The 11,723-nt window shown below is 73.0% G+C and carries 9 protein-coding genes; 4 read left to right on the top strand and 5 right to left on the bottom strand.

Annotated features, from left to right (window positions below):
- Window positions 1–12: 12 nt before the first annotated feature.
- From ACGF3I_RS28905 to ACGF3I_RS28915, 3 genes are all read right to left on the bottom strand, one after another.
- Complete coding sequence (locus ACGF3I_RS28905; RefSeq protein WP_393137069.1) at window positions 13–1,299, bottom strand: MFS transporter; 1,287 nt, start codon at window positions 1,297–1,299, stop codon at window positions 13–15.
- 298 nt (window positions 1,300–1,597) lie between these two features.
- On the bottom strand, window positions 1,598–2,254 hold the full coding sequence (locus ACGF3I_RS28910) for an MBL fold metallo-hydrolase (RefSeq protein WP_393137052.1): 657 nt from the start codon (window positions 2,252–2,254) through the stop codon (window positions 1,598–1,600).
- Window positions 2,255–2,275: 21 nt separating this feature from the next.
- Entirely contained in the window at window positions 2,276–2,965 is a 690-nt protein-coding gene (locus ACGF3I_RS28915) for a maleylpyruvate isomerase family mycothiol-dependent enzyme (protein WP_393137054.1), read from the bottom strand.
- A 218-nt stretch (window positions 2,966–3,183) separates the two neighbouring features.
- On the opposite strand from ACGF3I_RS28915, the gene uvrA reads away from it, so the two are divergent.
- Window positions 3,184–6,204 carry an excinuclease ABC subunit UvrA gene (uvrA, locus tag ACGF3I_RS28920; protein WP_393137055.1) on the top strand — a complete coding sequence of 1,007 codons (3,021 nt, stop codon included), beginning with the start codon at window positions 3,184–3,186 and terminating at the stop codon, window positions 6,202–6,204.
- A 737-nt stretch (window positions 6,205–6,941) separates the two neighbouring features.
- Here uvrA and ACGF3I_RS28925 read toward each other — a convergent pair.
- Window positions 6,942–7,835: a carbohydrate kinase gene (locus tag ACGF3I_RS28925; protein ID WP_393137057.1), complete on the bottom strand. Its 894-nt coding sequence runs from the start codon at window positions 7,833–7,835 to the stop codon at window positions 6,942–6,944.
- 358 nt (window positions 7,836–8,193) lie between these two features.
- Between ACGF3I_RS28925 and ACGF3I_RS28930 the strand changes: the two genes are divergently transcribed.
- On the top strand, window positions 8,194–8,622 hold the full coding sequence (locus ACGF3I_RS28930) for a Rieske (2Fe-2S) protein (RefSeq protein WP_393137059.1): 429 nt from the start codon (window positions 8,194–8,196) through the stop codon (window positions 8,620–8,622).
- A gap of 37 nt (window positions 8,623–8,659) precedes the next feature.
- Here ACGF3I_RS28930 and ACGF3I_RS28935 read toward each other — a convergent pair whose 3' ends face one another.
- On the bottom strand, window positions 8,660–9,583 hold the full coding sequence (locus ACGF3I_RS28935; RefSeq protein WP_393137061.1) for a hypothetical protein: 924 nt from the start codon (window positions 9,581–9,583) through the stop codon (window positions 8,660–8,662).
- Window positions 9,584–9,819: 236 nt separating this feature from the next.
- Here ACGF3I_RS28935 and ACGF3I_RS28940 point away from each other — a divergent pair, with 236 nt between their 5' ends.
- A complete protein-coding gene (locus ACGF3I_RS28940) occupies window positions 9,820–10,437 on the top strand; it encodes a papain-like cysteine protease family protein (RefSeq protein ID WP_393137063.1) in 618 nt (205 codons plus the stop codon).
- Window positions 10,438–10,442: 5 nt separating this feature from the next.
- On the top strand, window positions 10,443–11,264 hold the full coding sequence (locus ACGF3I_RS28945; protein ID WP_393137071.1) for a hypothetical protein: 822 nt from the start codon (window positions 10,443–10,445) through the stop codon (window positions 11,262–11,264).
- The last annotated feature ends 459 nt before the right edge of the window (window positions 11,265–11,723 follow it).

Below are 11,723 nucleotides of genomic sequence, written 5' to 3' on the forward strand. Positions count from 1 at the left end.
CGACGGGCGGCCCTACACCGGGGCCGCCTCCGGCTCCGCCCCGGGACCCGGCTGCGCCAGCGGCGCGGGCCGGGTCTCGGGCAGCAGCGCGAAACAGGCAAGGCTCAGCAGCCCGACCCCGGTCAGATAGGCGGCCACCCCCCAGGGCGGCGCGGCCCCGCGGGACAGCGCCGTCGCCACGATCGGGGTCAGCGCGCCGCCGAGGACCCCGCCCAGGTTGTAGCCGACCGCGGCGCCCGTGCAGCGCACCCTCGGCTCGTACAGTTCCGCCAGATACGCCGAGATCACCGCGAACATCGTGATGAACGCCAGCATCGCGCCGAGGAACCCGGCGAACATCAGCAGCGGCTGGGCGGTGGCGAGCAGCGCCACCATCGGGAACATCCACAGCACCGTCGCGGCGCAGCCCGCGAGGCACAGCGGCCGGCGTCCGTAGCGGTCGCCGAGCAGCGCCGCCGCCGGCGTCAGGGCCCCCATGATCGCGACGGCGGCCAGGACGCAGGTCAGCACGGTGGTGCGGCCGACCCCCAGCTGCTCGGTGGCGTACGCGAGCGACCAGGTGGAGACCGTGTAGAACACGGCGTACCCGACCGCGAGGGCGCCGGCCGTCAGGAGCACCAACCGCCAGTGCCCGCGCGCCACTTCGAGCAGCGGCAGCCTGGCCGGCTCGCCCATCGCACGGAACTGCGGGGTCTCGGCGAGCGAGGTGCGCAGCCACAGCCCGCCGAGGGCGAGCAGCCCCGCGCCCCAGAACGGCACGCGCCACCCCCAGGCGTGGAACCGGGCGTCGCTCATCCCCGCCGACAGGGCCAGCACCACTCCGTTGGCCAGCAGGAAACCGAGGGACGGGCCGATCTGCGGGAAGCTCGTCCACAGCCCGCGCCGGTGGGCGGGGGCGTGCTCCGCCGTGAGCAGCACGGCCCCGCCCCACTCGCCGCCGAGCCCGATCCCCTGGAGGAAGCGCAGCACCAGGAGCAGTACGGGCGCCGCGATGCCGATGGAGGCGTACGAGGGCACACAGCCGACCGCGACCGTGGCGAGCCCGGTCAGCGCGAGCGAGGCGAACAGGACGGGGCGGCGCCCGTAGCGGTCGCCGATGTGCCCGAAGACGAGGGAGCCGAGCGGGCGGGCGAGGAAGCCGGCCCCGAAGGTGCCGAAGGCGGCCAGGGTTCCGGCGAGCGCGGAGAACGTGGGGAAGAACAGCGGGCCGAGGACGAGGGCGGCCGCCGTCCCGTACACGAAGAAGTCGTAGAACTCGATGGCGGTGCCGACCAGCGAGGCCGCCGCGAGACGGACCATCGGCGGGGGAGCGGGGTGACCGGGGGGAGTGGTGGTGCGCATGTCGCGCCAACTACCCACAGTGACCGGACGTTACGGGGGCGCGCGGAGGTGCCGTGGGCGGCGGGCGGGGCGCACGGGGTCACGGCCGACGGGCGCCTGCTCGGGGTCGCGGTGGACGGGCCCGCGCACGGGGCCACGGCCGATTGTCAGTGCCGGGTGTCACGATCGGGGCATGGACATCTTCGGCGTACCGCACGGGTCGCCCCGCGCGGCGAGTGGGGCGGCGGAGCCGGTCGAGCTCGCCGCCCGGCGCGGGCTACCAGCCGCGCGCGTGCCACTCCGGCAGGTGCGGGCGCTCGTCACCCAGCGTGGTGTCGTTGCCGTGCCCGGGGTAGACCCAGGTCTCGTCCGGCAGGGCGTCGAAGAGCTTGGTCTCGACGTCGCGGATGAGGCTGGCGAAGGCCTCCGGGTCCTTCCAGGTGTTGCCCACGCCGCCGGGGAAGAGGCAGTCGCCGGTGAACACGTGGGGGTGGCCGTGCGGGTCGTCGTAGACCAGGGCGATGGAGCCCGGTGTGTGGCCCACCAGGTGGCGCGCGGTCAGCTCCACGCGGCCGACCCGGACCGTGTCGCCGTCCTCGACGAGCACATCGGTGGGGACGTCGATGCCCTCCGCGTCATGGGCGCCGGCGTAGGTGCGCGCGCCCGTCGCGGCGACGACCTCGGCGAGCGCCTGCCAGTGGTCGCCGTGGCGGTGCGTGGTGACGACGGACGCGATGCCGTCGTCACCGATCAGCGTGAGCAGCGTCGCCGCGTCGGCGGCCGCGTCGATGAGGAGCTGCTCCCCGGTGGCGCGGCAGCGCAGCAGATAGGCGTTGTTGCCCATGGCGCCGACCTCGACCTTGGAGATCATCAGGTCCGTCAACTCGTGCACATCGGCGGGACCGCCGGCCTTCACCGCTCCGCTGTACGTCATGGCCTCAGCCTAGCGCCGCGATCACAGCGGGGGCAGGGCGGGCAGCGCGCCGCCGGAGGCCTTCAGGGCGGCGCCGTCACGGCGTCCGGCGAGCCAGCCCACCAGGTCCGCGGCGGGGCCGGACACCTGGACGACGGGGCCCTGGGCGCCACCGCCGGTGGTCCAGGTGCCGCCGGCGTCGTCGCTCAGGGCGAGCGGCGGCAGGTCCTTGTGCCCGGCGAAGCGCTCGGTGAGGAAGTCGGTCTCGCGGCGCACGAACTCCGCGGGCAGGTCTTCGAGTTCGTAGCCGATGCCGAGGTCCACATGGTGCAGCTCGACCTCGACGAGCCGGCGGAAGGGCACCCGGGCCGCCGCGTCCGTCACGCCGTTGCGCAGCTCCACGGTGCGGGACCAGTCGGCGGGCCGCTCGCCCTCCGCCTGGAAGCCGGCCGCGCTGTCGCGCACGTCGGCGAGCTGGGCGTCCAGCGGGCGGGGCGCGTCGCGGTCGATGTCGGCGTCGCGCGTTTCGGCACTCGCGTACATGGGCCGCCCGGCGAGCACATTGACGAGCGCGTCCGCGTTCCGTGCGATATGGGCCAGTACGTGGCCGCGGCTCCAGCCCGGCAGCCGTGACGGCTCGGCGACGGCCGCGTTGTCCAGTGCGGCGGCTGCGGTGAGCAGTCGATCGGTGGCTTCGCGTACAGAAGCCAGGTCGCGTGCGTGATCAATCATGGCGCCGACGATAGCCCCGCCACTCGTCCGGGTGAAGGTGGCTGGACGAGTCCGTAAATCGAATGCGCGTGCTATACGCTCGGGAATGGGTTCCCGCCCAGAACCGTTGAGGAACCTGTCCGGATTCATCCAAGAATCAACGACATCGCCGTTGCGGCCCCCCTACCCTGGACGGGGGCTCCAGCAGCCCCCTCCCCCCAAGAAAGGTGCGGACCGGCGTGGCCGACCGTCTCATCGTCCGTGGCGCGCGCGAGCACAATCTCAAGAACGTCTCGCTCGACCTGCCACGCGACTCCCTCATCGTCTTCACGGGTCTTTCCGGATCGGGCAAGTCCTCGCTCGCCTTCGACACGATCTTCGCGGAGGGCCAGCGCCGCTACGTCGAGTCGCTCTCCTCGTACGCCCGCCAGTTCCTCGGCCAGATGGACAAGCCCGACGTCGACTTCATCGAGGGCCTCTCACCCGCGGTCTCGATCGACCAGAAGTCGACCTCGCGCAACCCGCGCTCGACGGTCGGCACCATCACCGAGGTCTACGACTACCTGCGCCTGCTCTTCGCGCGCATCGGCAAGCCGCACTGCCCCGAGTGCGCCCGGCCCATCTCGCGCCAGTCGCCGCAGGCCATCGTGGACAAGGTGCTCGAACTGCCCGAGGGCAGCCGCTTCCAGGTCCTGTCGCCGCTGGTCCGCGAGCGCAAGGGCGAGTTCGTCGACCTGTTCGCCGACCTCCAGACCAAGGGCTACAGCAGGGCCAGGGTCGACGGCGAGACCATCCAGCTCGCCGAGCCGCCCAAGCTCAAGAAGCAGGAGAAGCACACCATCGAGGTGGTCATCGACCGCCTCACGGTGAAGGACTCGGCCAAGCGCCGGCTCACCGACTCGGTGGAGACCGCGCTCGGCCTGTCCGGCGGCATGGTGGTGCTCGACTTCGTCGACCTCGCGGCCGACGACCCCGAGCGCGAGCGGATGTACTCGGAGCACCTCTACTGCCCCTACGACGACCTCTCCTTCGAGGAGCTGGAGCCGCGCTCCTTCTCCTTCAACTCCCCGTTCGGCGCCTGCCCCGACTGCACCGGCATCGGCACCCGCATGGAGGTCGACCCCGACCTGATCATCCCGGACGAGGACAAGTCCCTGGACGAGGGCGCGGTCTCGCCGTGGTCGCTCGGCCACACCAAGGACTACTTCGCCCGCCTGGTCGGCGCGCTCGCCGACGAGCTGGGCTTCCGCACGGACATCCCCTGGGCCGGCCTGCCCCAGCGCGCCAAGAAGGCGCTCCTGTACGGCCACAAGACCCAGATCGAGGTGCGCTACCGCAACCGGTACGGCCGAGAGCGGGCGTACACGACCTCCTTCGAGGGCGCGGTGCCCTTCGTCAAGCGGCGGCACTCCGAGGCGGAGAGCGACGGCGCCCGCGAGCGCTTCGAGGGCTACATGCGCGAGGTGCCCTGCCCCACCTGTGAGGGCACCCGCCTCAAGCCGCTGGTCCTCGCGGTCACCGTGATGGGGAAGTCCATCGCCGAGGTCTCCGCCATGTCGATCAGCGACTGCGCGGACTTCCTGGCCGAGCTGAAGCTCAACAACCGCGACAAGAAGATCGCCGAGCGGGTCCTCAAGGAGGTCAACGAGCGGCTGAAGTTCCTGGTCGACGTCGGCCTCGACTACCTCTCGCTCAACCGCGCGGCCGGCACGCTCTCCGGCGGCGAGGCCCAGCGCATCCGGCTCGCCACCCAGATCGGCTCCGGCCTGGTCGGCGTCCTGTACGTCCTGGACGAGCCGTCGATCGGTCTGCACCAGCGCGACAACCACCGCCTGATCGAGACGCTGGTCCGCCTGCGCGACATGGGCAACACGCTGATCGTCGTCGAGCACGACGAGGACACCATCAAGGTGGCCGACTGGGTCGTCGACATCGGCCCCGGCGCGGGTGAGCACGGCGGCAAGGTCGTCCACAGCGGGCCGTTGAAGCAGCTGCTCGCCAACAAGGAGTCCATGACCGGGCAGTACCTGGCGGGCAAGCGGTCCATCCCGCTGCCCGACGTGCGGCGCCCCGTGGACCCGGCGCGCAAGCTCACGGTGCACGGTGCCAAGGAGAACAACCTCCGCGACATCGACGTCTCGTTCCCGCTCGGCGTGCTGACCGCGGTCACCGGCGTCTCCGGGTCCGGCAAGTCGACACTGGTCAACGACATCCTCTACACCCACCTGGCCCGCGAGCTGAACGGGGCGCGCAGCGTGCCCGGCCGGCACACCCGGGTCGCCGGTGACGACCTCGTCGACAAGGTCGTGCACGTCGACCAGTCGCCGATCGGCCGCACCCCGCGGTCCAACCCGGCGACGTACACGGGCGTCTTCGACCACGTCCGCAGGCTGTTCGCCGAGACGATGGAGGCCAAGGTCCGCGGCTACCTGCCCGGCCGGTTCTCCTTCAACGTCAAGGGCGGCCGCTGCGAGAACTGCTCGGGCGACGGCACCATCAAGATCGAGATGAACTTCCTGCCGGACGTGTACGTGCCGTGCGAGGTCTGCCACGGGGCGCGCTACAACCGGGAGACGCTGGAGGTCCACTACAAGGGCAAGTCCATCTCCGAGGTCCTGGACATGCCGATCGAGGAGGGCCTGGAGTTCTTCGAGGCCGTGCCGACGATCGCCCGTCACCTGCGGACGCTGAACGAGGTCGGGCTCGGGTACGTACGGCTCGGGCAGTCCGCGCCCACGCTGTCCGGCGGTGAGGCCCAGCGTGTGAAGCTGGCCTCCGAGCTCCAGAAGCGGTCCACCGGGCGCACGGTGTACGTCCTGGACGAGCCCACGACCGGGCTCCACTTCGAGGACATCTCCAAGCTCATCAAGGTGCTGTCCGGGCTCGTCGACAAGGGCAACTCGGTGATCGTCATCGAGCACAACCTGGACGTCATCAAGACGGCGGACTGGGTCGTGGACATGGGGCCCGAGGGCGGCAGCGGGGGTGGCCTGGTCATCGCCGAGGGCACGCCGGAGGAGGTCGCCTCCGAGCCGGCCAGCCACACCGGGAAGTTCCTGCGGGACATCCTGGGGGCGGACCGGATCAGCGACGCGGCGTCGTCCCCGGCCCGGAAGTCGCCGAAGCGGGGGGCGCCGAGGGCGGGGTCGGCCAAGGGGGCTTCTGCGAAGGGGAGTTCTGCGAAGGCGGCTCCGGTGAAGGGGGTTGCTGCGAAGAAGGGGGTTGCTGCGAAGAAGGTGACTCGGGCTCGCAAGGGGTGAGCCGGGGCAGATCTCTGGGGGCTGTGCCCCCGGCCCCCAGGGGGTTCGCCCACCGAGCCGCACGGGGCTTCGCCCCGGGCCCCGAGGGGGTTGCCCACCCGCCCGCCCGCGACGGGGGTTGTACGGGCTGAGCCCCCGGGGCTTCGCCCCGGACCCCGAGGGGTTTGCCCACCCGCCCGCCCGTGACGGGGGTTGGATGGGCCCGGCCCCTGGGGCTGCGCCCCAGACCCGCTGAGGGGCTCCGCCCCTCGAACCCTGGCGGGGCTCCGCCCCCTGCACCCCTGCTCGGGGCTCCGCCCCGAACCCCGATCGCGCCTGAACGGCGCTCGTCCTCAAACGCCGGACGGGCTGAGGATGCCCGTGCAGGCCAGCACCGGTCCTGCCAGGGGACCACTCCACAACCCGTCCACCACCAGTGCTGCCAGGGTCGCGGGGAACCGTGCAAACCCCGGGCCCCCGGTGCTGCCAGGGGCGCGGGGAACTGCGCGAGCAAGCGGGCACGGTCCGCAGGCAACGGGGGTTCAGGGGCGCGGGCCACTCCACAACCCCTCCAGCACCAGTGCTGCCAGGGGCGCGGGGAACTGCGCGAGCAAGCGGGCACGGTCTGCAGGCGACCGGGGGCTGAGGGGCGCGGGGAACTGCGCGAGTAGCGACCGGGGTCCGCACATGACCGGGGTTCAGGGGCGCGGGGAACTGCGCGGCGCTTCCGGCAGAGCGCACCCCGGAGGCGGGAGGGGTTACGGCAGGGTCGCGGCCTCGGCCGCGCTGGGGGGCTGGGCCCCCTCTCTCGTGCACGTCAGGCCCGCCACCCTCGCCGCGTACCGCAACACCCCCGGCCAGTCCGCCGTCAGCAGGGCGGAGGCGTTCGGGATGTGGTGCAGCAGCGCCGCGTTCACCGTGTCGCCCGCGCCGATCGTGTCCACAACCCGTACCCGCTCGGCGGGAACCGTGTGCTCCTCGCCGTCGGCCGTGTACGCCGACAACCCCGCCGCCCCCCGCGTCACCACCACCGCGGCCGGCCCCGCGGCCAGCCACTCCTGCGCCGTGCCGCCGAGCCATTCCGCGTCCTCCTCCGACAGCTTCAGGAGGGACACGTACGGCAGCCAGCTCCTGAAGCGGGCGCGGTAGGCCTCGGGGTCGGGGATCAGGGCGGGGCGGATGTTCGGGTCGAGCAGGGTCAGCAGGCCCCTGGAGGACTCCCGGCGGAGCAGGGCCTCGTACGCGGTCGCCCCGGGTTCCAGGACCAGCGAGCACGTTCCCAGGGCCAACGCCGTTGCGGTGGAAGGGAGTGGGGAGGGGAGGGTGAAGAGGCGGTCCGCGGTGCCGTCGGCGTAGAAGCCGTAGCCCGCCGAGCCGTCCGCACCCAGCGCCGGCACGGCGAGCGTCGTCGGCTCGGGCCCGCGCTGCACGAGCGAGGTGTCCACCCCGGCCGCGCGAAGCCCCCCGAGGAGGGCCCCGCCGAAGCCGTCCGTGGAGATGCGGGAGCAGAACGCGACCCGCGCGCCGAGCCGGCCGAGGGCCACCGCGGTGTTGTACGGGCCGCCACCGGGCCGCGGCGCCAGCGGCCCCAGCGGATCCCCGGGGTGCTGCGGCACCAGGTCGATGAGGGCTTCTCCGGCGACGACGATCACGGCCCAGAACGTAACCCATCCCGGGCCCGTGCGGCGCGGCATCCCCGGCCAGTGCCGCGCCCGCATCCTGGATCGGTGCCGGGCCCGTACCCCGGGCCGTACCCCGGGCCGTATCCCGGGCCGTATCCCGGGCCGTATCCCGGGTCTGTGCCGCGCCCACATCCCAAGCCCGTACCGCGCCCGCATCCCGGACCCGCGCCGCGCCCGCACAGGCAGCCCGGTCGCCAGACGAGCCCCGGCGCGGGGCGGCCGATCTGCGCCGGTATCGTCGAAGACGCAACCCGGGTCGGTTGCCGCGGCCGGGTCGGCCGTGCGTACGGCCGGCCAGGACAAGACCAGTGATCAGTGGAGACAGCCCATGACCGGCCAGCCCGCCGCCCGCCGCACCGTGCTGAAAGGCGCCGCCCTCGCCGGGGCCGCCGGCGTCGGCGTAGCCGCCTGCTCCACCGACTCCAAGCTCGGCCACGCCGAGACCCCCACCCCGACCGGCCCCGAACCGCTCGGCACGCCCGACGCGGTCCCGGTCGGCGGCGCCAAGCTCTACCGCGAGCAGCGGGTCATGGTGTGCTGCCCGGCGAAGGGCGAGTACAAGGCGTTCAGCGCGCAGTGCACGCACGCCGGCTGCCTCCTGGAGAAGATCGAGGACGGGCACGCGAACTGTCCCTGCCACGGCAGCCGCTTCAACGTGATGACCGGCAAGCCCGTGCAGGGCCCGGCCACCGTGCCGCTGCCCTCCGTCCCGGTGAAGCTGAAGGACGGCCAGCTGGTGGCGGGCCCCGACGCCTGAGGGCCGGCCCGGTTCCCGACGGCCCGGCGCGGCCGCCTCACTCCCAGTCCCAGTCGATCCCCAGGATCCCCGGCCGCACCCCCTGCTCCACCAGGTGCACCGAGCGGTGCCGTCCGCTGAGGGTGAGGTCGCTGCGGCCGGAGCGGGTGGCGCCCGTGGAGGTCTGGGCGAAGCGGCGGCAGCGGGCCGGCAGGGCCTGCTCGTCGAACCGCACCTGCAGCACGTACTGCCCGCCCGCGAAGGCGAAGCCGCGGACGTACTCGCGGCTGGGTCCGCCCGTACCGTCCTCGAAGCCGTACCCGAAAAGGTACGTCTCGCCGCCGCGCAGCCGGGTGTCGAAGAGCAGCTCGGCGACCAGGACGCCGGTGGAGGCGTCCCAACGGACCCGCCCCGTACGGCAGTTCTCGCCCGCGCGGACCTCGACCCGGGACGGATCGCAGCCCGCGTCCCCGCGGTGGATGGCCAGATAGCGGTCGATGCCGTCACGGTGGGCGCGTACGACGTGCTGGGAGTCGCGGCCGAGCAGCTCGCGCCCCGCGCCGATGCGGACGCGCTCGTGGTGGCCGACCGTGTGGAGCCCGCCGTCCACCGGTGCCTCCAGGCCCGCGATGAGCTGCTCCACCACCCCCGACGCCTCGACGAGCGAACGGTAGGAGCGTCCCGCGGGGCGCTCGACGTCGGGGGCCGAGGGGCCGCCGAGCAGCCGCAGCAGGGAGTTCGCGGGCAGTCCGAGCACCTCTTCGAGGGCCCGCACCGCGCGCAGCGACTCCGGTCGCTGGGGCCTGCGGGCCCCCTGCTGCCAATAACTCAGGCTCGTCACACCGACTTTGATGCCGCGCCCGGCGAGATGGTGCTGGACGCGCTGGAGCGGCAGGCCCCGCACGGACAGGGCGGCGCGCAGCGCCAGGTGGAACGGGCCGGTGTGGAGTGCCTGTTTCAGGTCGGCCTCGGTGTGGAGCATGGGGGACTCCTCAGTGAACGTTCACGGTGGGGGGTGGGCGCGGAGCGGCGGCAGGCCGGGGAAAACCTGGTGGCGGCAGAGGAGTTGTTCACACTCCGGCCACTCCGTTCACATGCGCGTCCCACCCGCATTGAAGCGCGTTGACCTGTTCTCGACAACGTCCGATGCTCAACCACAAGCGTCCGGACGCGATCCCCCACCATCCCCGCCCCCCACCCCGCCATGGGAGGAACGCGATGCGCGACAAGAAGAGACGGCTGTCGGCCCTCACCCTCGTGGTGGCGGCCCTGTTCGCCGCCCCCACGGCAACGGCGACCGCCGCTCCGCACAGCGACCACCAGGTGCCCGCCGCAGCCGCCGCGGCGAGCGCGGCCGGTTCCAAGCGCCTCAACATCACCATGCAGTCCCAGCAGAAGGACAACTGGTGCTGGGCCGGCGCCGGCAACACCATCGCCACCTGGTTCGGCCGCTCCTACACCCAGAACCAGTTCTGCAACGCCGCCTTCGGCCGGACGCAGGGCTACGACTGCCCCAACTGGCAGGCGGACCTCGGCAACGTACAGAACGCCCTGCGCTGGGCCGGCATCAACTCCGGCTCGTACGTGACGGGTTGGCTGCGCTACTCGACCGTCCAGAGCGAGATCAACGGCAACCGCCCGATCGAGACCCGCATCCAGTGGTCGAGCGGCGGCGGTCACATGCACGTCGTGTACGGCTACGACGACGCCAGCAGCTGGGTGTACTGGGGCGACCCGTGGCCCTCCAGCACCCGCTACAACTGGGCGTCGCACGACTGGTACGTCAGCAACAACTCCTTCTCCTGGACCCACTCGCTCTACCGGATCGGGGCGTGACGACGATGAAGGCGACCCGTCTCGCACCCGCGGCCCTCGCCGCGGTGCTCCTCGGCCTCGCGGCCCCGCACGCCCACGCCGACCAGGCGCCCCTCGCGTCGGCCGAGTCCCGCGCGGCGGCCCACCGGGCCGCGACCGCCCCCGCCACCCTCGACACGCTCTCCCGTTTCTTCGCACGGGACGGCAAGGTGGCGCTCACGGCCGCCGCGCCCCGCATCCAGGGCGACGCGGTGCCCGTCTACGCCCTCTCCCCGCAGTTCGTAGCGGGGAAGGCGGGCGCGCCCGTCGCCCAGCTCGAATACCTCGCCTCCACGGCCGTTTCCGCCGACGGCCAGAAGGCTTCGCTGTGGACGGTCGAACAGGGCGCGTCCTGGAAGGTGGTCAACATAGCGACCGGCGACGACGAGTCCCGCTACACCGCGGCCGGCGCCGCGAAGCTGCCCGGCGGCACGGTGTTCCAGGAGCCGCAGATCAACGCGTGGTACGTCGAGAAGGGGGGCAGGGTGCTGCCGCTCGACGAGGACGCGGTCGGGGCGGTGGGAGCCGGGGGCACGAGCCTCGCCGCGTACCAGCGCCGCGTCTCCCGGGCGTACGGGGACAAGCTGCCCGGGTCGGCGTACGACCGCACGGGCAAGGCGGGCGGGTTTGCGGTGCCGGGCGCGCCCTCTGCCTCTGAGGCGGGCTCTGCTGGGGCCGCGCCTGCTGCCGCTGCAGTGGGCGGCTCCGGGCATGGGGGTGGCCTGGTGCCCGTGGGGGCTGGGGCGGGGGTGCTGCTGTCCCTTGCGGGGGTTGCGGTGCGGCGCCGCCGCCGGGCCCTGCGCCCCTGACCCGCCGGGCCCGGGCCGGACAGGCCCGGGCCCTTCCCAGGGCCCCCGCCCCGGCCCTGCTCCCGGACACCCCGCCGGCGCGTTCCCCGCGCCCCTGGTGCCGCGCTCCCTTGGGGGTGTGGGCTGGGGATGCGGGGCGCCGTGCTTTTGCGCAGTTCCCCGCGCCCCCAGCCCTCCGGTCGTCTGCGGACCGTGCCGGCTTGCTCGCGCAGTTCCTCGCGCCCCTATCGGTCCTGAGCGTGCCCGGGGTGCGCGCGGTTCCCCGCGCCCCTGACCCCTCGTTCGTGTGCGGACCGTGCCCGCTTCTCGCGCAGTTCCCCGCGCCCCTGGCAGGACCGGTGCCGGCCCGCATGTCGTATCCAGTCTGCCTTGCGCAGTTCCCCGCGCCCCTTAACTGCTCGGTGCTGGGCAGCACCAGGCCACCTCAGCCCGTCCGGCGATTGAGGACGAGCGCCCTTA

This window comes from Streptomyces sp. NPDC048111 (assembly GCF_043202815.1).
Taxonomy (GTDB): Bacteria; Actinomycetota; Actinomycetes; order Streptomycetales; family Streptomycetaceae; genus Streptomyces.